The organism is Bacillus salipaludis (assembly GCF_030938565.1).
GTDB lineage: Bacteria > Bacillota > Bacilli > Bacillales > Cytobacillaceae > Neobacillus > Neobacillus salipaludis_A.
Genome location: NZ_JAVGVR010000001.1, coordinates 1,719,350 through 1,742,993, shown reverse-complemented (window position 1 = coordinate 1,742,993; position 23,644 = coordinate 1,719,350). Strand labels below are relative to the sequence as shown.

Genomic DNA, 23,644 nt, shown 5'->3' with positions numbered 1-23,644 from the left:
CAATAACTCACAATCCCATTATGCTTCAAACTGATTGAAGAAGAAAAAGGCTACCGAGGCAGCCCATTTGTTGTGAAACTAACGTTTTACGAGTCCATAAGTAATAACCAACCCTTAAATACAGAGTTACTTTTTAAATTAAAATAATACTTAGTAAATCTAACAAATTCTTGCGTATTAACCTCTTTGTATTTATAGAAATCATAATAGCATTTCAAGAATTTTTCAGCCTCTTTTATTCCACCCCTTTTTTCAAACAATTTCCATAGCATAACCTCTGATTTACCATAAAAGTATGAACTTGCATTTGATGTATATTTATCTAAAGGCATATTTACTGGAAGATTTAATTGTTCTATAGGTATTGATGAAAATGGATTGTCATGTTTCGATTTAGAAAAGTAATATAGCTTTGCAGCAAAGTCTGCGAACCCCTCATCAAGCCAAGCTTCATTATAAGGGTCATTACTAATCATACCGTAAAACCATTGGTGTGCAATTTCATGAACAACCATATATTTGAGTCCAGCTGGATTTACAGAACCAAGATTGCGAATAGATCCAGCTGTTACTATTCCTGGGTATTCCATCCCCATTTGGTTTAGTACTATATCTAATTGTTTAAATGGATATGAACCAATATTCTTTTGAAAGAAGGTTAAGGCATCTGAAGCAGTTTCACTAATATCCATATTTAAATCTTTATCTTCTTGATTTCCAAACACCCTGATATTTACGTTTCCTTCCTTTTTTTCGGTGACATTTGGCTTTTTAAGTATCGCCATAAATAGTTCTTTTACATTTCTAACTTCAAATGAACCTTTGTTTTCACTAGGATATTTGTCATTCTTGCTTGTGGAGACTATAGTATAATCATTCGGAATGTCATAGGTTACTTTAAAATCACTGAATGCAGTATGATAGGTTTCTCCGTGGGTTGTGTATTCTTCCTTATTCCATTTATGATTTCTATATGTCGCAACCATAGGATAGAATTGTGCCAAATAATAATTCCCATTCTCCTTTGTAAATCTATAGCCGTTTTCTGGGAGAGTTAAATCATAGGCAAAATCAACGGTAACTTCTTTGTTAGAGTCTAATTTACTTACCAGAGGAATGGTTAATGTATCCTTATCTAGTTTAAAATCAACTTTTTCTCCCCCGACTGCAACTTTATCAAATTGAACTATAGAGGGGTGTTCTAATTGTGGTGAATTGTTTTTTGTAAACATATTCGGAATAAAGTAAAACACTAAATTGTCCCACGAATCTTTAGAAACGTTTTTTACTTTTACCGTTGTTTCTAAATGCAACCTTCCGTCTTGATTCATTGACAACCTGATATTATATTGGCTTTGACTTCCTGGGGGCACACTTTTTGGAGAGAATTGCATTTTGGGTGTTTTTTCAATTTTAGATGACTCTGCTTGTTTAATATCTTTTAATAGCAACCAAGTAGCGAATGAAATAACAATTATTACAGGTAATAAAATCAAAACAAATTTCTTATTATAAATCGTATCTCCCCACACCTTCCTCAATATTCCAATAACAAGAAGTATTCTCGATTGGTACTGTTATTTCCTTCCTTTTTTTGGTACCTTTAGTCAAATATCTATAATAAAAAAAGACTGCCGAAACAGTCCGTTTGTTGTGAAAGTAATGCACCCGTTAGTTTAAGTGAAAATCTTCACAATCTTTTTTTACCTTAACAAAATCTAATCCGTTGATGTGTAGTGGCATATCAAAAAGACGCCTTCTTACTAAAGAAAAGCGCCCTTTAATGGAATAACCAAAAAAAGCAGCAGCCATAGGCGAGAAAATAAAGTCCTAAGTTCTATTGAACAAACATTCCCAGCTGAAACGTAATATTCAAAGTGATTAAGGTTTTTTTGGCCGATTAACTTTTTTATCGTATTCTAATTCAGGGAGACAAGATAGTCGGCAAGTTTATCGAAAGTACCCTCAAGATCTTGTTGCAGCTTTGGAGCCATACCTTTGTATGTTTCTTGTTCCTCAGCTGAAGCGTTCACAGGGCAACCTTTCAGTTTTAAAACAGTTTTACCGTCGTCATCTTCTAGCGTTATGATATTCATAATTTCAAGAGGCCAGCTCACGCTAAAAGGCGCTCGGACCGTATTGCCTTGCTCATCGGAAAAGGATCGGATAAAAACCACTTTCTCAGGTTCGACAATCTCCTGGTATTCAAATTTTCCCCACATAACCTGATTTCCGTCAGGAGACGTCTGAATACCTAAAAACTCGCCTCCAGAACGAGCATCCATTTTAACGATTTCTAGGGTGACCCCCTTTGGTCCCCACCATTTCGCGAAATGCCCGTACTCTGTCCATGCTTTAAATACGAGTTCGCGAGGGGCATCGAATACACGCGTAATTGCAATTTCGAACGATTGATTCAGATTGTTATCCATGAAAATCCTCCTTGTTTTTTTGAAGGGAACTATTCCCCTACTTTGACAGAGTGCTTGAAGCCTGAACCAGAAGATCTGCCAGGAGATCGTAATCGGGTGATATCTTCGTCTGGCCCGCCCATTTAACGGATTAAAGACCAAGAAAAATGGACTGCTGAAAACAGTCCATCGCTGTTCAATTCTTGCACCCTTTAATGGAATAACTACACCACTTGATTTATCTATTAATGTGGAATAATAAGCCAACGTTTCTTAAACAACATTTATTGATTTTATAATTATCTAAAGCCATTCCGTTAATTCAAGATGGATTATAGTTCCCTCTCTTTAGCACTTATCATTTCGTAATTCCCGAAGCATTTGAAAAATTTGACCTCTATGATGCGATTCATGTTCAATCAAATGGTAAACAACCCACTCAGGTGTGACGTCATAATGTTCAATTACTCTCGGTTTACGCCAATCGGTTAAGTCCATTGAACGAAAGTGAGAAAGAAATACTTCGCGTACCTTATTAAGGCGGTAAAAATGTTCCTCTATGCTTTCTCCCTCAAAGTGAGTTAAATTGCCGTCAGTTCGATGTTCTAAAGGAAATAATGCGCTAATTTCTTGATCCCAATCAGTTCCAAGTACTTCTACATATAACCAATCTGCCTCGATCAATGCAATGTGATACAAGAGTGTCCCAATTGATTGTCTTTCGCCTAATTTCCGGTCAATTAAGCTTTGGCTGGTTCCAGTTAATTCAGTTATAAGAGTACGTCGTACATCCTCTAGACACCATAGCCATCGGCCAATCTCTTCTTCATACTCTGGTAATGAAGATACCAGTAAAGTTCTTCTCTCCAATAGATCAACCTCCTCTAATTAAAATACTTAACATTCTATTAAAAATGGATGTTTCCTTCTTTTAAATAAAAATATTCTTCCCGTATCCCACAATCTGGCCCTTTAATAAAGAAAGAGCGCTATTCTTGCTACAGAATCGCGCCAGATTGCGGAGTATCGGTAAAATAAAAATTAATGTTTACCCTTTATAGGTATAAAAGCTGAGTGGTCTTGGATCATCAGCCAAATTGGGCACTCTACGATATATCACGTAGGATGCCTTGCTTTATTTTATGTGTTAGCCCTCAGATAAACTTGAAAAGTAACTATTTTACTCATTTTAAATATGTTCAGTTAATAATTTCTCCCTTGTTTTTGGCTAAATTTTCGCGCCATTCACGTCGCTCCGTAGTTGTCAGTTTCGCCCACTCTGTTTCTTCACCAATAATTCTTAAAGGTTCTTTTGAGCGATAAGATCGTGTTAAGTTACCCGGAAACTTTTTGTCAGTAACATTTGGGTCGTTTTCAAATTCACCTGTTGGTTCTATTATATAAACGCGTTCTCTTCCTTCTCCTTTTGCTAATGCTGCTGCAAGTCCTGCGCCATTGGCATTAGCAGTGAAATAAATATGGTTCATTTTAAGCTCAGGTTTGTAATTTGAATCTCCACCCGCTGTCAGTAAATCACCAACCTGCAAATCTGCCTTTGTCCCATGATAAAATGGTCCTTCATCAGAAGGTGCACCCTCATATGAATTTGACAATTCATAATTTCTTTTTGCATTATCAGAATCACACAACTCCTCATAGAATTTGGCAATGTTTAAATATAATGTTGAGTATGCACTCTTAACATTTTCATCATTTATATTTAGTGCACACTGTAAAGATGTTTCCATCCATTTCAATTTGTCTGTAATACTCTTTTGTTGACGAGCCAAATGATAAGCTGCAATAAACCTTTCATAGTCGTCTTTTGCTTCGTGCCAAGCTTGATGAAACATCGTGGTTGCACCTTCAACGTTTCCGCCATCTTCCATGTTCATCCCACTCATACAGAGTTTAATAACGACGTTGTTTGGATCAAATTTTATATTCATCTAATCTTACCTCCAAATTAATGAAATCACATTTTGAACTACATTTCTTCATTATTTAAAAGCCCATGCCTTTCCTGTGATATTCTAAAAAAATAAATTTATTCCGCTAACTGGCCCAAGAAATGAATACGTTATTCCCCGAAAGCGCCCGATTATTGAAGAAACTTGGTCTGTATGATTTACTCATTAGCCACACAACCATTGTAATTGCAACTGAGTAAGCCTCCTGTCCATTCGCGAACAGGAGGCTTTGTTTGTTGGTGAAACGGAAGTATGTTTGCTATTACTGCGGTTGCTCTCCTGGGACATTCACTTGGAAAGTAACGCCGAACTTGTCCTTTACTTGCCCGTACAAGGGGCTCCAATCCGTCTTCTGAAGAGGCATAATGACTTGTCCGCCGTCTTCCAAAGCGGCGAAGATTTCTCTAGCTCTAGCCTCTTCTTTGGGATGGATGGCAATCTGAATCGTATCGCCTGGCTGATAAGGCATGCCTGCGAACGTATCGGTGAACATGAGATCCGCGTCGCCGACTTTCAAGTGTGCATGCATAACGCGATCCTTCATGTCATCCGTCAACGGATGATTCGGGTCCGCCGGCATATCTCCGAACGTCATGATACCCATCACTTTCCCGCCAAGCGCTTTCTCGTAAAAATGGATCGCTTCTCTCGTGTTACCGTCAAAAATCAAATACGGGTTCAAACTAATTGACATCATTCAACAGCTCCTTTGGAAAAATTTGGACAACCTCTTATTCATGATACATCAAAATTGAGCTTGCGTAAACTGGACTAACCCACTTGATGGATAACGGTTCCAATTCTAAATAATCCTTATTCGATTAAATGGCCCGATTGTTGAATAAAAGCTAATGACTATTGTTCATACAGATAGGTAAGGGTTTGAAGTTATCGCTCCCTTTTCCCCCGTTCACACCGTACATGAGACTTTCACCTCATACGGCGTTCCAACTAATCCAATTCAATTTAATCACCAACACTTCAGAAATCGTAGCCCCTTCTGTGTCTCAATTCTTCCGTTTTAATAAGTCGGTGCCTCCCGTAGGAGGTGAACCTCTATTAGTCTCACAAGAACCTTATTAACCGATAAAGATTTGCCTTGCATGATTAAATGATTCTTCATTAGTCTAGTGGCTATCCCTCTAGGCTGATTAGACCTTTCATTGGTACTGTGCCACCACTTTCACTGATATAATGACAAGTTATACAATAACTAATGTCATTATTGCTTTCCTTGCCAACGCTTCTTCGGGAGTAAGCCCTCCACGTTAGCAGCTTACAACGTTGAATTATATCTATTATAGAATGAACTTAGGTGCTTCCTGTAAGCCTGTTAGTATTCATACGCCTATAACGTATCATGGATTTTCATATTAGTTATTTTTACTCACCCACATCTAACCTCACAATTTGGTGATATACACATTTCTATGTATCGCAGGTATAGACTCGTACATTCAGAAGTTCGTCAGCTTAACCTTTTCTTTTAGGTTTAATTTGCATTCTCACCATATTCATTCAACTCAAGCATCATGATTTACACCACCCCATCGGGTAGGCCTTCGTCAGCTTAACCTGTTACGGTAAATTCTCACGCCTTTTCGCCGAGCTTATAACACTATCTTTCTTACTAAATCAAGTGCTATTCGACTAAGAGAGAACCCTTCAGGGCGTTACTCCTTCATTTGATTCTTCGATATAATCCTTCAGTTCCGACAGGAACTGTCTAGCCTTTACCAGAGAAATGTAACCATCCTCCATTTAAGCTAGAAACATTTCGCACAACTAAACTGCCCGTTAGTCGAATAAGAAAAAAGCCACCAATATGATAGCTCCGATCTTAAACTCTTGCACCCTTTAGTTTAAGTGCGTTTATTCACAAACTTATCCTTTTTACAGTTCGTTTATTACAGGAATGCTGTCTTGTTTGTAAAAAAACGACTGCCCTTATTTGCAATCGCCCTCGTTAGCTCTATTTTGACTAACTACTTCACCAAATGTTTCCTATTAAGCGAATTATCATTCTTGGTATAAACATTAAGATGTTCCAAACCACTTCAAATATAAACTCAATTAGGATATCTTTAAAAAAGCCGTCTCTATTTCTTTCTTTACTTTTCATCTTATAACTCCCAATTAATCAATCGTTGTTTAACTATTCTGACTCGGAATAGCAAATTCAATCCTTTAAATATATTCTACTTTTATTTTCTATTTCCTTCTACAACCTGCCCCGTTAGTGCAGCAAGCATAACTTCACAAAAATGTATAAATATTAGCTTATATACATTTTTTCTTGAGTATATATTCATAAATATACTGCCAAAACATACATTAATTAATTTACAAAAACATCCAAATGAGGGTCTGCCTGATTAACCAAGGGAATCATGCATGCCTCTACATGTAAAAATGTACGTTTCAAACTGGAAAAAAGTGTCCCAATTTATCAAGCAAAAACTGTGTCATCTCTTTCAAGCGGTCACAATAGATTATCTTACTCCACTAAAGCTACCCGTTTAATAAAAATTCCATTTAAAAAGGAACCGCGATTGGCGATTCCTAAGATTATTATTTATTTGCTGCGTTTATGGTTCTAAGTGAATTGTTAAGTGCTGTTTTACACTTGTTTACATCAGGATTCGATGAACGAACGGCTGCTAATACAACGTCAATCGTTCCATCAATTTTCGTCCATGTTGTGCCATCTATTTTTCGAAGCTTAGGTTCCTGTGTGTCCCATTGATGTTCTAATTCATCTGCCCCTTTTTTCGCTGAAGCAAAATCACTTTTATTTACAGCGTTTAGCATATCATTTTCGATTTTTGCAAAATTGTTTAACTGTCCAGATAATGTAGTTTGTGAAGCACCAGATTTTGATGTTGATTTATTTGCACCTTTTAAGACACTAAGTGAATTAGTAAGTACTGTTTTGCTTTGATTAACATCAGGTTTTGAAGAACGAACAGCTGCTAGCACAGAGTCGATTGTTCCATCAATTTTTGTCCATGTAGTGCTATCAATTTTTCGAAGCTTAGGTTCTTGTGTATCCCACTGATGTTCCAAATTATCAGCGCCTTTTTTTGCTGAAGCAAAGTCGTTTTTATTTACAGCGTTTAGCATATCATTTTCAATTTTAACAAAATCGTTTAATTGACCTGCTAATGTAGCTTGCTCTGCAGCACCTTGTGATGCAATATAATTACTTCGCCAATTATAACCACCTATACCAACAATTAAGAAAATTACGAGTACAACAATCGTTTGTGTTAGCACATGTTTCTTATTTACATTACTTTGGTTTGTTTCCGCTATATCACCTTTAGCATTTGTATCAATTTTTGAAACGGCAAGGAAAACGATGATCGCTAAAATAGCGATAAGAAAAATCACGCTCGTAACGGTTGTTCCGAGTCCTATTCCGCCATTTACTTTTGGTTGAGATAGGTAATCTCCAAGTGACGCTCCAAGCGGACGAGTTAAAATATACGCAGTCCAGAAAGCTAATACCCCGTCAAGTTTCAAAAATTTATAAGCTAAGAACACAAGAGCAATAATAATAACAACGCCAATTCCTGTGTAAAGATAACCAAAACCAAGTTGTTCGGAATATAAATCGCCGACCGCTGTTCCAAGTGCAAAGGTGAAAAGGATCGTAAGCCAGTAGAAAACTTCTCTTTTTGTAGTAAAAATCGAGTGGATCGAAAGTGTTTTTTCACTAAGATACCAAAATAGAAAAGTCAGTCCTAGTAGCACCGAGAAAACAGCTGTACTAACCTCAAGTGGTACGCCCATATTATCTGTCAAATTATCCGTTACCAGTGTTCCAAATACGCTTATAAGAACAACTGTTATCCAGTAAATGGCCGGAACATATTTGTTTGCTTTAAATTGAAAAAACAATGCAATAAAAAACGCAACTCCCATAATGATGGTAGTAAGAGTTAAACCAAGTCCAATGTTGAAATTGATGAAATCAGCAAATGTTTCACCAACAGTTGTACATAAAACTTTGATGATCCAAAAGAAAATCGTCACTTGTGGCACTTTGTTAAGTAAAATTTTCATTTTATTTTGGTTTTCTTGCATATATAATTCCCTTTCTTTAAGGTGGTTTCCCACAACTTAATTTTATTTTTCTCTTTAAATAAGGATACCCATCTAAAACCAAGTTTAGCATTAAGGAAGTCTGCGCTGTTTCTCCCACACTGGTTGTCATAATCTTGACGATTCCAAAAAATATGGTGACTTCTGATTCTTTGCTTATCATTTACCGACCTGAAAAGTAGTCATTGTTATAAAGCAATCTCCATCTTTTATTTTCATTTGATATGATGTTAGTCTCTACTATATTAGAAATGTGGGGGCTATTTATTAAAAACTAATTAAAATTAACTTAAGTGTATATTAAGTATAAGCAACATTTTCTTATTGTATATACGGTGCAGGATTGTTGAATACTTCTTTAAATTTAGAGTGGCTAAAAATGTCACTCTTTTTTTGGAAAGTAATTTTTTATTTTTGATAAATACTAGCTTTAGTAAAAAAATTAAAAATAGATTAAATTTCGAGTATTTCATTGACTCATATTTTTGTATTAGATAAAATCAATTTATTGTAATTGAAAAAGATTATCATTATCAGTTTTAGGGAGTGCATAGATTAAAATGTTCAGGAAAATCTTTAATTTAAAAACTATACTTATTACATTTTCTCTACTTGTAGTTATTGGTGTTATCATATGGCAAGGTATCCATTTTCATGGTAATCCGGATCCTACAGCAAAAAACATAACACCAGGTGCAGCCATTATTAATACTGCTATCCTTGTTTTTCGAGAAGGATTAGAAGCTATATTAGTGTTAGCTGCTATAATTTCTGGACTAGTTCGTAAAAAGGAAGACACTGTATGGAAACCTATCTCAATAGGTGCTGGTGTTTCATTCTTAGCTACCATAGCCACTTGGTTCATTGTTGTAGCTATCATCTCAGCAGTGAACGCATCTGAATTAAATATTCAAGCTTTTACTGGTATTTTAGCAGTGGTTGTTTTACTTATTATTATGAACTGGTTTTTCCACCAAATTTATTGGACTGGATGGATAAAACTCCATAATCAAAAGAAACAAAAAATCACTTCTAATAAAGGGGAAGTAGTTCAAGCATCTACTTTTTGGTCCCTTTTCATGCTAGGTCTCACATCTGTTTATAGAGAAGGATTTGAAGTGGTTCTATTCCTACAGAATTTGAGATTAAAAGCAGGATCGGAAGTTGTTCTTCAAGGAGCTTTAATTGGTTTAGCATTAACGATGATCGTTGGCGTTCTCACATTTTTAGCCCAACGTCGTTTACCTCATAAAAAGATGTTAGTGTTTACCGGTGCTCTTTTAGTAATAGTCCTAGCAGTAATGGTGGGTGAAACTATTCAAGAGATGCAATTAGCAGGTTGGATGAGTACAACCACAATTAGTAATCTTTATATACCTAATTGGGCTCAAGTTTGGTTCTGTATTTTTCCAACGGTAGAAACTTTATCATTTCAAGCACTAGCAGTTATTTATGTATTAGGTTCTTATTTTGCACAACGTTATATAACAAAAAGAAAAGCAATTAAGAAAAAATTAATTGCGGCTTAAAATAAAAGCATTAGAATAAAAAATTAGAGCAACTTTAAAAGCGTTGCTCTTTTTTATTTCGCACGAATCTGTTCTTTAAGTATTCTTCCATTTAGTCATAATGAACGAAACGGCTCCCATCGCTTAACGTAGGTTGCACTTGGTCATAATGTTACTACCCAAAAATAAACCAAGTGTAGAGCTACACACGAAAAGGAGCCGTTTAATATGAAGGATGTACAAAAATTTGTTGGTTTAGACGTATCTAAAGATACAATTGCTGTTGCTATTGCTGATCCAGGTCGTGGTGAACCAAGATTTCATGGAACTATCCAAAATAAGCCAGAAGACATTCGCAAACTAATGAAAAAGTTAGGAAATCCTGACAACCTATTAGTATGTTATGAAGCTGGTTCTACTGGATATGGAATTTATCGTTTACTTCTTTCAATGGAAATTGAATGTTTGGTTGTGGCACCCTCTCTTATCCCAAAGCGATCTGGCGATCGCGTGAAAACAGATAAAAGAGATTCTATTAGATTAGCTCAGTTACTACGTGCGGGAGAGCTTACTTCTGTATGGGTTCCAGATGAAGATCATGAAGCATTGAGAGACTTAATTCGTGCTCGTCATGATGCTCGTGAAGATTTACAAAGTTCTCGTCAGAGACTTATTCACTTTTTACTTCGCCATGATATACGTCCTCCGCAAGGAGTTCGAAATTGGTCTGTAAAACATCGTGAATGGTTAAAACGCTTAACATTTAAAAGAGCTGCACAACGTATTGTTTTTCAAGAGTATCTTCATACAATCAATGAAGTAGAAGATCGTATGAAACGAATTGAAGATCAAATCCATGAAGAAGCACTTCAAAGTGAACACGCCCCCGTTATTCAAGCACTCCAAACATTAAGAGGAGTTGCGGAAGTAACTGCCGTTACCTTGGTAGCTGAAATTGGACAGTTTTCTCGTTTTTCTAACCCAAGACAATTGATGTCCTATGCTGGACTTGTTCCTAAAGAATACTCTAGTGGATCAAGTCGTTGGCAAGGTTCGATTACGAAAACAGGAAACTCACAAATTCGACGTTCCATAGTAGAAGTTTGTTGGTCTTATCGTCATCGCCCATCTGTTAAAGGTGAATTGCTAAAACGTCAAGAAGGTCAAGATCCAGAGGCAAAACGTATAGCTTGGAAAGCTCAACACCGTCTTCATATGAAATATCATCGAATCTCTGCTAAAGGAAAAGGTGGAAAAGTAGCTGTTGTTGCCGTTGCTAGAGAATTACTTGGCTTTATCTGGGCTATCGCTTGTTGTATTGAAGATAAACAAGTAAGTAGATTGAATATTGCTTAAGTAGATTGAAAGTAATAAATTAATGGAGTTTTCTTATGAAGTAATAACTTTTTGGTTGGAAATTGAAGATTTGGCTCGAAGGCAAATTCCCGTGAAGGAGAACCCTCATGTTGAACTATGCACTAGGTCTAGAACTGAACGTGCGCCTTTAGTCCGAGGCAGCTCCGTGACGGATGGAGTGAAATGTGGTACCCAACCCACGCATATCAGTTTGTATATCACCGTCAGAGTTTTTGCCTTCGTGCCAAGTTTTTAAGGTTATCCTGTTCAACTTTCTGTATTGTATCCCTTTCGGATTTAGCTTATCAAGGGAAAGTGCGCCCTTGACAAGCTAGATCCGAAAGGATATTTGGTCTATAAGTTGAACAAGGAATAACTCTATTCATACTGAATAAAACGCTAAATAAAAACATTTGGGTGTGGTGGGTTGACAGTTTCGTTCATATCAGTTCAATAACGGCAATGAGAAAGTAGGGAAACCTCTCTCGAGGCTTCCCCCTTATCAAACCGTACGTGCCCTATTAAGGCATACGGCTTACCAAATGTTACAATGTTTATCAAGAGGATGCATTCCAGGCATTTTGCATCTTTTGTAAGCGATGAGGGGTAAAATATTCCTCACCTTTTTCTTTTGCTCTTTTGACTTTGTATTGGAATCTTCTTTTTGCAGATTTACTCATATCGCTTAGGTATTGTTCTATAGTGTATCCGTAGGCTTTATTTAGATAAAGCCAATAGGATGGGATTAGTTTAATCTTTAAAAAGAATTCGTTATTCCAAAGGGTATTCATTCTCATACCTTTTCTTTGGGTTGGGTGCTTATGGATTAACGCAACACGCAGTCTTTTTCTTATATATCCATCAATTCGCTCAAGAATTTTCCTTATCCATCGAGTTCTACAGTGACTCTTTTGTCCGTATTCTTCGTTTGCTTTTACCGCTTTGATAATAGTCACATAGTAATTTACCTTACCTCTAATAATAGGATTTACCCGATTTATCCATTCTTCTTTGCTAAGAGTTAGGGATTTCCTAGTCTTTTCCTTGATTTTCAATCGAAAATCCCTGATGGATTCTTCCTTTGGTGTAACATTAAAGAAGGGTTTATTATCTTTCCTTCTCTTTGTCCAATGATGGAATGTGAACCCTAAAAAGTCAAAGTCGTCCTTATCAAAGTTGACAACTCTGGTCTTCTCTTTAGAGATTTCCAGTCCCAACTCAGCTAACTTATTCTTAGTTAAGGTAGCCGCCTTCTTGATTTCTTCGTTTGATTTAGCAAATAACAAGAAATCATCTGCATATCTGACAAATCGAATACCATTCAAGTCCCACTCCCAGTCAAGTTCATTAAGGTATACATTTGCAAGTAGTGGTGAGATGACGCCGCCTTGAGGTGTGCCATAGTCAGAATGGATAAGTTTCCCCTCTTCCATGTGCCCAGCCTTTAACCATTGTTCAACCAAACTCAGGACCGTACGGTCTGACACATATTTCTTTAAAACCCCAATCAGTTTATTATGGGGTATATTGTCAAAGAAACCTTTTATATCACAATCGTAAATATGGTTATATCCTTGTTCAATATTCCAGAGGATTATTTGCAGGGCTCTTTGTACCCCTCGATTCGGTCTGTATCCAACCGACCAGTTATGAAACAACAAATCTTCAAATTTTGGCTGTAGTACATTTACAATACTTTGTTGAACTATGCGGTCCCCGATAGTTGGAATACCTAAAGGACGTTTCTTTCCATTCTTCTTTGGTATGTATACTCTTCTGACTGGTTGAGCTTGGTAAGTCTTTGCTCTCAATTTGTTTAGAAGTTCCATGATGTTTTCTTGTAATTTGGCATCATAACTTTCAATTGTTTCTCCGTCGATTCCTCCTGCCCCTTTGTTTGCTTTAACTTGTTCGAAGCTTTGGGTTAATTTTCGGTCAAACAATATCTGCCCATATACACTGTGTAATTTAAACTTCCACTCTTGATTCATTGCGTATTCCACGCCTTTCCTTGATGTACATTCAAACGGTTTTACCGCAGTAACATGATTGTTTACATTACACCTAGTTAATGGCTTGGAGCCATAGGTCGTTCCCCTTCCGTTCACTCGATGTTATGGTCATCGAATTACTTCCGTACTATGAGAACGTCTGACTTCTCCACCCGTTCCTCGTCATTTCGGATTACCCTTATAGACTAGAACCCTGCCTGTTTGGTAAGGTGGAGACCTCACGGGGTTATCGCATTTCCCTTCTAGACATACCCTGCACCACCACGTTATAAGTCACATTTTCTCGCTCTGACTTCTAAAGAAAATGCCCCTTTAGCGGGCTTCCTCACTTTTCGAAGAGTCGCCAACTTATCCCGCCGCCGTGCTTCACACTTATTGCATTAGGGTCTATCTAGTTGCCTACGGGTCTCTCGACTTACCGCATCTCCTTCAGACAATACCTCACGGTATTGCCCTAGATTAAGCTTCCCGAGCTAGGTCAGTCTCCTCGGAGATGGACTTTCACCATCTGGGATTCAGTATCATCATCATCAACCAGTCGTTTCACCGAGATGACGTCTCTGTCAGATAATGAAAAGAAGAGTGTCGACAGATCAACACTCCATGCGACTGCCCGTCGCACAAAAAAGGACTGCCCAAAACAGCCCATTTGTTATGAAACTATAGCACACGTAAGTGTAAGTACAATATTTCACAATTGTTCTTAAAATCCCATAAGCTCTTTTACATGATCTGCGTTCTCTTTAGATGTTAGCTTTTCGAGTAATAAAAATGCAACATCAAAAGCTGTACCTGGATTTGAAGATGTAATAATATTTCCATCCTGAACAATTAAATCATTTTGTACAACTGCACCGAAATTCTTTAACTGATCTTTTCGTTTACTCGTTGGATGATTGTATGTGGTGGCTTTTTTACCCGTAAGAATTCCACTTTTGCCAAGTGCTAATGATGCAACACAGATACTAGCAATCGGCTTCTGCTTTGTATGAAAATGTTGGATAACATTTAAAAATGGCGTACTGAAGGCATCTTCGTAAAAACCAGCTTCTTCAAATCCTCCTGGAATAGCAAGTGCATCAAATTCATCTAATTGAATATTATTGACCGTTTTTTCGGGTGTGACAGTAAAATTCCATGTACAAGTTAATTTATTCCGAAGACCAACTGTCACGACCTCAGTTGAACCGTCTCCCTCCCATTTATTCCAACCTAGCACATCTGTAAATACACTTGCTTCTACTGCTTCAAAGCCATTAGCCAACAATAATAAAATTTTTTTCATATCATTAATTCTCCTCCTTATTCCCTTATTTTATAAAAGTAAAAACAACTCTTACATAAGTTTAAAAAGGTTATTAGGCTATTCATCTTTAATTTATTAAGAATTTAGGTTAGTCTATTTAATAAAAAAAGGTGAGAGAACATATGGATGAAATTGATAAAAAAATCGTTAGGATATTACAGTTAAATGCAAAAATTTCAATGAAGGAATTGGCAGAAGTTGTTCATTTATCCTCTCCGTCGGTAATTGAGCGTGTACGTAAACTAGAGGAGCAACAAATTATTGAAGGTTATCATGCACATGTCGCTCTAAAAAAAATGAACCGTCCTATTTGCGCAATTGTATTATTTGAATCAAAGGATTGTAAAGCATTATCAAACTTTTGCCATAACCATCCAGATGTACTTGAGTGTTACAGAGTAGCAGGAGCAATAAGTTATATTGTCAAATTAGCAACGTATTCTGTAGAGAGTTTAGAACAATTTATTGATGATTCAATGCAATACGGTACACCCTCAACGAATATCGTGTTATCTTCTCATGAAAGAAAAATAATTGATCCTTTTACTTTAGAAGAAGAATAAAAAACTGGTAATTTCTTCTTCTCTCTCTTCTTGAAGTAAACTGCCCCGATAGTTGAATAGTCTCTCCCGTTTCAATTTCGAGAATCAAGTCAATAATTCCTCTAAAAAAGAAATTTTAGGGAGAGATGTATTTTGTTATTGTCAAAGGCATGGGAAACGTATGAATCCGATAAACGAATTGAAGGGTTCTCACCACAAACACTTACAGCATATAAACTTCAATCCACATTACTTATTCGATATTTCAAGGATGTTAAAATTGATGCTATATCCACTGTTCAACTAAAAGAATATCTGGCAAATTCGAGCGAAACCTTAAAACCTTCAAGTTTATCTCACCGAATACGTTTTATGAAATCATTTTTTCGTTGGTCACATGAAGAAGGACATGTTTCAAAAAATCCAGCTGTAAAAATAAAGGAACCTAAAGCAGGGAAACGAATTCCTAAGTTTTTAACAGAAATTGAAATTGAATATTTGCGTGAGGCTTGTACCAGCCCATTGGAAAAGGCATTGTTTGAATTCATGTTTTCTACTGGATGCCGCATAGGAGAAATTGTTACATTGCAAAGGAGTAGAATTAATTGGTCAAACCGATCCGCTATTGTTAGGGGAAAAGGAGATAAAGAAAGAGAAGTTTATTTTAATATCCGCTGTGAAATTTGGCTTAAAAGATACCTTGAACAACGCCAGGATGGCGATACCGCCATTTTTGTTACCGAACGGTATCCGCATCAAATGAGTATTGCCCAAATGAGATATATCATCAAGCGAATTTCAAAAAGATCAGGCATAAATAAAACGATCCATCCACACCAACTGAGGCACAGCTATGCTACTCACATGTTAAATAATGGTGCCCCTCTTGAAGTCATACAGAGTTTATTAGGTCATGAGAAAAGTGAGACTACGAGAATATATGCACAGTTAAGTGGGAGTTTAAGGCAAGAGCTTTATAGGAAGTATTTTTAAAAAGGGGCACAAAAAAGCAATGCGAAAATGCATTGCTTTTCTTCAATTCTTGCACCCGTTTGTTTAATAAAATTTCATGATAGTTATTATTGAATGTTGCATATACTACTTAATTTTCTAATATTTTATTAACTGATTCAATTGCATGTATTTCTGTTGTATCGAATAAAGGGACTTCTGAATCCTCTTGTTTGACTAATAATCCAATTTCCGTACACCCTAATATAATTCCTTCAGCACCATTTGCAACTAAGTTTTTGATAACATCCTTGTAATAATCCCTTGATGATTGCTTGATGTTACCTAAACATAATGGTAGTTGAACAAAATTTTTTATATTACTTTAAATAAAAAGTTTCCGCATTTTCGCCATTCCATTTAATTAATACCTTTATCGGTTTATCCTTAGAGGTTACGGAACATCCTCTACAAGATTTAGGGGTAGAAATTGTTGTACCTTTAAAATTTTCATCCCTTATAACAGTTTTACCGTTATTTATATTAACTTCGATATTCTTAAAGTTTGTTTTGCTATTTCCTTTCTTGAAATGAAACTCATAACTACCGTTCTCATTATTACCGTCGATATTAGCTAAATATTTCCCTTTCCAGTTTTTGCTTTCCCCAGAAAGAAGAATCTGTTCATTACTACATCCAACCAAAATTAAAACAAAAAGAATAAAAAATAAGAAAGTCTTTTTCATTGTAACCCCCTATAAAAAATAGCATTCTTATTTACTAATTCTCCCTATTTTGGTAATTATCCTTTATGCGTTTAAATGTTCCATTTTTCTAAATAGTCTTTAAAAATTTGCGATTATCTTATTCAACTAACCTGCCCCTTTACTTCAATAAGAAAAGCCGTCCCAAAAGGCAGCTGGATCTTAAAGTTCAAGATAGAAAATTACGATGTTATTTGTTTATCAAGAAAGTAGTGGAACAAGCAAAAAGCTGCCGAAGCAGCTATATTCCTTCAACTCTTACACCCGTTACTTTAAATATTTTCCTTCACAAACTTTTCATCTTCCATATTTATTAAGTAAACATTCCTCCCCTTAACTAAGAACAATTTGCTTCCTCTGCCAACGGCGTATTCATATTTCAGTTCTTCTCCATTCTGATCGACGGTTTGAAATGTCTTTCTTTGTTTGTCCCTTAAAGAATACAAATACACCACTGCTCTATCATCATAACCATGACTAAACAAAACAAAATCGTTCAGGTTAGCAAACGCATGACTTCCTTTTATGGGTATATTAGGGAAAATTTCATAGCCTGTCTTATTTAATTTTACAAGTGGAAAGTCATAATAATAATATATAATTGTACTTTCTGAAGTTACATTTAAAGCATAACAATCGTCTATGAAAGGAACCTTTCTCCCTGTTTGTATCACAAAATCATGATAATTAAATGTTTGTAATCCTTCTTTATCAAAACATCTTAAACCTGAATCCATATTTTCATCGAAATAACTTACCCATATATCTGAATTTTTTGTGGTTTGTACATCTTGAATTGCATCATCAAACGAAAAGGTCTTCAATACATTTCCTTGAATGTCAAACAAAGTGGCGTTCCTCAAATACCCTTCTTCTTCGTCGGTTCTTGCACTAACCATTAACCAATTCTCTTCAAGAGGTTGAGCAAAATCAAATGCTTCCTTTACCAAAGGAACATTGATTTCATTTATTTCTTGATTTAAAAAATGATATATCTTATGCAAATACTTACCTTTTGCATCTTTTTCTGTTAATAAAATAAGATTTCCATCGAAATCGACACTAATTCTAAAATCGTCAAATCCACTAGCTATATGTTCTATGTTAATATAATGGCTAGCTTTTATATTATTCATTTTTGTCCCCCCCTAAAAATCATAATCAACACTTGATAACATAAGCACCCGTTCGTATTATAAGGTCAGCCAGATATTTCTGGTTGACCAATTTTTATTTGGTTTTATTATAACGGTAGCCGGGGTAGAACGTAAGCACCCGTGGGACTTAGAACCCGTCAAGTAAACCGTTCGCCCCCTACTTGCTTAAACATGATTTGGCTGGTTGGGACATAGATCTCGTATAACAAGCGAAGCTATGATACTGCAAGAAGGAATTAGGGGTACCGGTGATTTAATTATTGGAGGAGGAGATTTATCGATGAATCCAGTCGTTGGTCTGGATATAGCAAAAGGTGAAAGTCAGGTTCAAGCTTTCTTGGATAAGAAAAAACCATACAAAAGTAGTTTTAAAGTTTCACATAAACTTGAGGGATTAGATACTTTACATCAATTTCTTAGAGAAATTGAGAACTCAACAGGGGTTAAACCTCCAATTGTTCTTGAAGCTACAGGGCATTATCATACACCCGTTGTTCAGTATTTTGAGGACAGAGATTACTTATTAATAATTATAAATCCTCTTGTCTCCTATCGAGCCAAGAGCTCAAGTTTACGAAAAGTAAAGACAGATAAAATCGATGCTAATCATCTCTGTGAGTTGTACTATAAAGAGGATTTAGAGCCCTATAAAAAACGTGGAATACATGTCTTAAACCTTCGTAATCTTACAAGACAACACGAAAACATAACAGGAATATATGTACAAGCCAAACTACAATTTCAAGCAGTTCTTGATCAGGTTTTCCCTGAATATGTAGGTGTTTTTGGGGATTTATATTCTGGTGTTTCTTTACTAACTTTATTAGATTATCCTACATCTAACGATGTCTTAGAAGCAGGAGAAGAAACGATAACAGTTAGAATCAAAGAGCACTGTAAAAGTCGCTCTCGCAAATGGGCAAATACCAAGGCAAAGGAACTTATAGATGCGGCAGCTAGGAATCCTTTTCAGAGGACTTTATATCAAAGCCATATTTTAACCCTAAAAATGTATATCAATATGCTTTTAGAATACCAAAGACACCTATCTTCGTTTCAAGCTGAGATAGATGCTTTAGCAAAAGAACTTATAGAATATAAGATTATCCAATCAATCCCTGGTATCGGAGAAAAAATCGCGGCAATGATTATTTCCGAAATCGGTGAGATTGATCGGTTTAATCACCCTAAAAAACTTGTAGCCTTTGCCGGAATTGACCCTAGTATCTTTGAGTCTGGAAGGTTCAAGGGAACCGTAAACAGAATAACAAAAAGAGGGTCAAGTAGGCTAAGGCGTGCCTTATATTTGGCTGTAAAATGCGCTATTCGTGATTGTCGTAAAAAGAAAACAACCAAAGAAATCATTCCACGCAACAAGAGGTTAAGAGAGTTCTATGATAAGAAACGCGAAGAAGGAAAACTTTATAAAGTAGCTGTAATCGCTTGTGCAAATAAGCTCTTACACTGGATTTACGCACTATTAAAAACCAACACTACTTTCCAAGATATCGCTTAATTTATAAATAAAACCAAACAATACAAAACCCTCCAAAAGTCAAATCTAGGAGGGTTGTTTGTCATGCGCATTTTAGTATAACATAAAAAGTTTTATGTTTTTATTGAAAAATGTTGACAAACTATTAGCTGGTTTACTTTAAGTGAAACACTTCACAAATATGATAAAACACCTACATTCTTCAACAAATTATCGTTATAAAAAGATGAAAAATACAAACTATAATATTAAAGGAGAATGTTCTTAATGACAGACCGAAAAATACTAAAATTCCTATGGTTGTTAGGATTGGTACTTCTTTTCCCTACATTATTAAAAAAACCAATAAAAGAACAGTTAATCATTTTCTTATTAAGTTCTTTTTTCAATACACCTTTAGATAACTACCTTGTTTCAAAAGACCGTTTAGAGTATCCAGTTAGGCTGAAAAATGAACGTAAATTTACGAAAGGGAGCTTTTTATACGATAGTATTTTGTGTCCGTTAATTACTGTTTGGTACTATCAGTCCACTCAAAAAACAAAAAAGTTAAGTGAAATAATATTGAAAACATTTTTATTTACTACACCACAAGTTATTTTGGAAGCTTTAATGGAACGTTTTACAAGAACCATTAATTACAAAAAAGGATGGAAATGGTACCATTCCTTTATTGGAATTTTTTTATTAAAATTATACATTAGAGGGTTTGTTGGTTTAATTAATCTAATTTCATATGCCCAACATTCTTCAGAAAAAGCAAAGGGGACTCATTAACTTCCTTTGTTTTTTTATTTTAGTTGATCTGTAACTAAACTGCCCCCGTTTGTTCAATAAGGAGTTCAATAAAAAGTGCGTTAATCCTAATTGGATTAACGCACCCGTTATATACGTTTAGCGTGACGCTTTTAGCGGTTGGCACACGTCACATTTACGTTGGTTATTATTTTTAAATTTCGTAAATGTTTTTTCAAAGTTGCTACCACACGCACATTTAAACAGTAACTTTTGAGAAAAACCGTGGTATTCCGTCGTTAGCAACTTACTTTCCGAATTGTTCTCAACAAATTCTTTAATTTTACCAATTGTCCATCGTTTATTCATTCTCTTACACCCCCATTTTTTATCGCTAGTCGGAGGCTTTTCTTGGCATCCGTTCAATTATGAGTAAAAGTCGTAATTATCCTAAGTTCCTCATTATAACATGAGCAGGTACACAATTAAACAAATGGAAGGTATCTTATTAACCTGCCCCTTTAGTTGAACAACAAAAAAGCCGCCAATTATGGCAGCCCAATCTTCAAGTAACGCACCCGTTTGTTCAAGAGGGACTTTTATATTATTTAATTATTTTTCTTTAATAATAAGATTTTTTTCTGCTTTACATACCAATTTGTAATACCCTAATAAGATAAACAAAAGTATCGGATCGATTATAGCTGCGTGCCATAATTTCCACCAGCCATAATGGAAGTACCCCCAAGGTTCGGGAAGTAAAGTTACTGATTCATAAATTAAAATACTTATTACAAAAACAAAAATATACATAATTTTTTTCACAATTGAGGAATTAAAAGGAAACCAATTTAAAAACATCATGTTAACAGGAGGAATTAAAACGGTATGAGCAGGCAATGCGTTCCAATCAACATTTTTGGTGAAATACCAGTAACCATGATATTTCATATCTATATACAAATCGAAGATTTGTTGGAAAGCAATAGTAAATGCCTAAATGTGAAAGATTTGATTATTCGTTAGTCGTTTATTTGTCTTGAATGTGATAAAATTAAACGCAATTATTGCAATAGTAAGTCCTATCATATTAAAGTCCTTTTTATTATTTAACATAACCAACAAAAGGGAAGTTATTCCATTAACCTTCCATTTATTGGAACAAGGAAAGGGCTGCCGAAGCAGCCCCCTATTCTTCAACAATAGCACCCGTTACTTTAATAAACCTTTAGTTTCTTCCCCATTTATTTTCAAAAATAAGATGTTCTAAAGAACGTCTTTTTTCCCATTTAGCTAATTCCAAAATAGGTTTTTCTGGGTAGTCATTAGTATAACCAATAGATATAAGAGCAATAGGGTCAATATGTGGTGGTATTTCTAAAATATCTCGAATATCATTCTTTTTATAAAAACTTACCCATCCCATCGCCAATCCTTCAGCACAAGATGCTAACCACATATTTTGAATAGCGCAGGCTGTTGATAAAATATCTGTTTCAGGAATTGAATTTCGTCCTAATACATGGGAGCCTCCTCTTGTAGGGTCGCATGTTACACAAATAGTTATAGGAGCTTCTTTTAAACCCTCAATTTTTAAATCAAGAAATTTCATTTCTTTTTCCCCATCATAATGGATAGCTAATGCCTGTCTTTCTTTTTCTGCAGCCCAAGCTAATTTTTCTTTAACTTCGTCAGAGGAAATTAAAATAAAGTTCCAAGGTTGCATAAATCCCACTGAAGGTGCATGATGGGCTGCGTTTAATATTTTATGTAGCGTGTTTTCGGGGATAGGAGTTGACAAAAAACTTCGAATATCTCTCCTGTTATAAATAACTTTATAAATAGAATCTCTTTCTTCATTAGAAAACATAAAAGTTCTCTCCCTCTACTTTTATTAAAAATATCTATTTTAATATAAATCATTTTTCTCTATCCTGCCCCGTTATTAGCTCAACAAGAAAAAAGATGCTGCCGCTGCAACCCTTTCTTAAACTCTAGCACCCGATAGTTTAAGTACAATTTTTCACAAATAATGGTTAATTAAATTAAATACACTGTATTTTAAACACATCAATTTTTTCGTATTTATCATCAGAAACAGTTTCAAGATAAGTCCATCCTCTACTTCTATAATAGTTTGATGCATCTTCTGTTCTTAAATAAAGTTCATTAAATCCTAATTCTTTGACTACATCTATGGTTTTGGCTACTAACTTTTCCCCTACACCTCTACCACGATGTTCAGGCTTGGTATATAAAGATGCAAGCCAAGGTTTATACATATCTCTTATCGCTAAATCGTTATCAAAAATAGATACTGTTCCTAAACATTTCCCGTTCTCTAATGCAATAAGAGTTATTGGAAACGTATTGTTCTTTGTATTTGAAAAGTGATTAACAACATCTTCAAATTTCTTACGGCTACCAGTTTTTACTACAAACTCCTTAAAAACCATTTCAGAAACTTCATTGATTTTATCGGGATGGTTTGTTAAAAAGTCAATATTAATACTAATCACCCTCTGAATTTATAAGTATATTTTTTATTATAACGAATTGACCTTCTTAAAGTAACCTGCCCCATTAGTGGAATAAGAAAAAATGGGATCGCCACAGCAATCCCAATCTTTAACTCTTGCAACCATTAGCTGAAGAATCATTTTTGAATACCAGAATGTATTTTTCTTTTCCGATAACATGTAACTATTGTTTCAATTTTGACATATTTGTAACAATAATGACATATGATTTATTAATCACATAGGAAGGAGGAGGAAGTAATGGATAATCGGATTTTATTATTCCTTGCTACAATTTTATCTGGTTTTGCACTTATAAAAGTTCCGTTAGCTGATTCATTTCTTGAAAGTGTTTCACCAGTTACAAATATCCTTGGCATTCTAACAGTTCTAGTATTCTCGCTAGTCTTAATTTATAAGGGTGTAAAAGGCTTGTTCAGTAAGTAAATAGGATTAATATGGAAAGCACTCAAATGGGTGCTTTTCTCCTTTTCATTTTTACAACAATTCCACGATAAAAAGGCATATTTTATGAGGAATTTTTTTGTCTTTTTTTCATTTTTGTTCAACTTACCTGCCAGTTAGCGGAACAAGAAAAGCGACTGCCCTTTTTGAACAATCGCACCGTTAGCTAAAGAAGAAATTTAGAATCGGAGGTAACAACATTAATATTATTGAAATGGAAATAAGCACTTTTGATACTTTTGCGGAGAGTTTAACTCGTCCTTTACCTGTATACCATCCACTAAATTGATATTTATTCCTATACAGTACAAAAAATAAAATAAGAATCGCCATTAGCCCCATCCAG

The 23,644-nt window shown here is 35.4% G+C and carries 20 protein-coding genes and 1 pseudogene; 7 read left to right on the top strand and 14 right to left on the bottom strand.

The features are described 5' to 3' along the window. Positions 1–86 precede the first annotated feature (86 nt). From RCG21_RS08495 to RCG21_RS33500, 6 genes are all read right to left on the bottom strand, one after another. On the bottom strand, positions 87–1,532 hold the full coding sequence (locus tag RCG21_RS08495) for a M1 family metallopeptidase (RefSeq protein ID WP_133340413.1): 1,446 nt from the start codon (positions 1,530–1,532) through the stop codon (positions 87–89). 387 nt (positions 1,533–1,919) lie between these two features. Continuing rightward, a complete protein-coding gene (locus RCG21_RS08490) occupies positions 1,920–2,432 on the bottom strand; it encodes an SRPBCC family protein (protein ID WP_133340415.1) in 513 nt (170 codons plus the stop codon). A gap of 327 nt (positions 2,433–2,759) precedes the next feature. Continuing rightward, entirely contained in the window at positions 2,760–3,281 is a 522-nt protein-coding gene (locus tag RCG21_RS08485; protein ID WP_308913069.1) for a DinB family protein, read from the bottom strand. A gap of 329 nt (positions 3,282–3,610) precedes the next feature. Continuing rightward, positions 3,611–4,024, bottom strand: coding sequence for an NAD(+)--rifampin ADP-ribosyltransferase (arr, locus tag RCG21_RS08480; RefSeq protein ID WP_308175926.1), 414 nt, complete (start codon positions 4,022–4,024; stop codon positions 3,611–3,613). 619 nt (positions 4,025–4,643) lie between these two features. Further along, a complete protein-coding gene (locus tag RCG21_RS08475; protein WP_133340421.1) occupies positions 4,644–5,075 on the bottom strand; it encodes a VOC family protein in 432 nt (143 codons plus the stop codon). A 1,877-nt stretch (positions 5,076–6,952) separates the two neighbouring features. Then, positions 6,953–8,470 (bottom strand): COG4705 family protein, encoded by a 1,518-nt coding sequence (locus RCG21_RS33500; protein ID WP_133340419.1) that lies wholly within the window; start codon positions 8,468–8,470, stop codon positions 6,953–6,955. Between the two features lie 578 nt (positions 8,471–9,048). Here RCG21_RS33500 and RCG21_RS08465 point away from each other — a divergent pair. Then, entirely contained in the window at positions 9,049–10,017 is a 969-nt protein-coding gene (locus tag RCG21_RS08465) for an FTR1 family iron permease (RefSeq protein ID WP_308913068.1), read from the top strand. Positions 10,018–10,224: 207 nt separating this feature from the next. Further along, the gene (locus tag RCG21_RS08460) at positions 10,225–11,352 is read left to right on the top strand and encodes an IS110 family RNA-guided transposase (protein WP_133340743.1); all 1,128 of its coding nucleotides are present in this window, start codon (positions 10,225–10,227) and stop codon (positions 11,350–11,352) included. Between the two features lie 557 nt (positions 11,353–11,909). Here RCG21_RS08460 and ltrA read toward each other — a convergent pair. Both ltrA and RCG21_RS08450 read right to left on the bottom strand, forming a co-directional pair. Then, positions 11,910–13,343, bottom strand: coding sequence for a group II intron reverse transcriptase/maturase (gene ltrA / locus RCG21_RS08455; RefSeq protein WP_133340727.1), 1,434 nt, complete (start codon positions 13,341–13,343; stop codon positions 11,910–11,912). Positions 13,344–14,067: 724 nt separating this feature from the next. Then, positions 14,068–14,649, bottom strand: coding sequence for a DJ-1/PfpI family protein (locus RCG21_RS08450; RefSeq protein ID WP_133340610.1), 582 nt, complete (start codon positions 14,647–14,649; stop codon positions 14,068–14,070). A gap of 143 nt (positions 14,650–14,792) precedes the next feature. Between RCG21_RS08450 and RCG21_RS08445 the strand changes: the two genes are divergently transcribed. Both RCG21_RS08445 and RCG21_RS08440 read left to right on the top strand, forming a co-directional pair. Further along, positions 14,793–15,233 carry an Lrp/AsnC family transcriptional regulator gene (locus RCG21_RS08445; RefSeq protein WP_133340608.1) on the top strand — a complete coding sequence of 147 codons (441 nt, stop codon included), beginning with the start codon at positions 14,793–14,795 and terminating at the stop codon, positions 15,231–15,233. Between the two features lie 132 nt (positions 15,234–15,365). Then, the gene (locus RCG21_RS08440; RefSeq protein ID WP_133340606.1) at positions 15,366–16,205 is read left to right on the top strand and encodes a tyrosine-type recombinase/integrase; all 840 of its coding nucleotides are present in this window, start codon (positions 15,366–15,368) and stop codon (positions 16,203–16,205) included. A gap of 109 nt (positions 16,206–16,314) precedes the next feature. Here RCG21_RS08440 and RCG21_RS08435 read toward each other — a convergent pair. From RCG21_RS08435 to RCG21_RS08425, 3 genes and pseudogenes are all read right to left on the bottom strand, one after another. Beyond that, positions 16,315–16,521, bottom strand: a pseudogene (locus tag RCG21_RS08435) (aspartate/glutamate racemase family protein); the annotation flags it as partial. Positions 16,522–16,543: 22 nt separating this feature from the next. After that, entirely contained in the window at positions 16,544–16,909 is a 366-nt protein-coding gene (locus RCG21_RS08430) for a hypothetical protein (protein ID WP_133340604.1), read from the bottom strand. 290 nt (positions 16,910–17,199) lie between these two features. Next, positions 17,200–18,063 (bottom strand): YxiH-YxzG fusion protein, encoded by an 864-nt coding sequence (locus RCG21_RS08425; RefSeq protein WP_133340603.1) that lies wholly within the window; start codon positions 18,061–18,063, stop codon positions 17,200–17,202. Positions 18,064–18,364: 301 nt separating this feature from the next. Here RCG21_RS08425 and RCG21_RS08420 point away from each other — a divergent pair, with 301 nt between their 5' ends. After that, on the top strand, positions 18,365–19,600 hold the full coding sequence (locus RCG21_RS08420; protein WP_308913067.1) for an IS110 family RNA-guided transposase: 1,236 nt from the start codon (positions 18,365–18,367) through the stop codon (positions 19,598–19,600). 246 nt (positions 19,601–19,846) lie between these two features. Then, positions 19,847–20,356, top strand: coding sequence for a CBO0543 family protein (locus RCG21_RS08415; protein ID WP_133340559.1), 510 nt, complete (start codon positions 19,847–19,849; stop codon positions 20,354–20,356). Between the two features lie 117 nt (positions 20,357–20,473). Here the strand turns inward: RCG21_RS08415 and RCG21_RS08410 are convergent, their stop codons facing one another. The 3 genes from RCG21_RS08410 to RCG21_RS08400 form a co-directional block, all read right to left on the bottom strand. Beyond that, positions 20,474–20,683 carry a hypothetical protein gene (locus RCG21_RS08410; RefSeq protein ID WP_133340561.1) on the bottom strand — a complete coding sequence of 70 codons (210 nt, stop codon included), beginning with the start codon at positions 20,681–20,683 and terminating at the stop codon, positions 20,474–20,476. Between the two features lie 859 nt (positions 20,684–21,542). Continuing rightward, positions 21,543–22,184 carry a 5,6-dimethylbenzimidazole synthase gene (gene bluB / locus RCG21_RS08405; protein WP_133340563.1) on the bottom strand — a complete coding sequence of 214 codons (642 nt, stop codon included), beginning with the start codon at positions 22,182–22,184 and terminating at the stop codon, positions 21,543–21,545. A 175-nt stretch (positions 22,185–22,359) separates the two neighbouring features. Then, entirely contained in the window at positions 22,360–22,833 is a 474-nt protein-coding gene (locus RCG21_RS08400; protein ID WP_235824982.1) for a GNAT family N-acetyltransferase, read from the bottom strand. A gap of 261 nt (positions 22,834–23,094) precedes the next feature. Between RCG21_RS08400 and RCG21_RS08395 the strand changes: the two genes are divergently transcribed. Beyond that, positions 23,095–23,280: a hypothetical protein gene (locus RCG21_RS08395; protein ID WP_133340565.1), complete on the top strand. Its 186-nt coding sequence runs from the start codon at positions 23,095–23,097 to the stop codon at positions 23,278–23,280. Positions 23,281–23,644 lie beyond the last annotated feature (364 nt).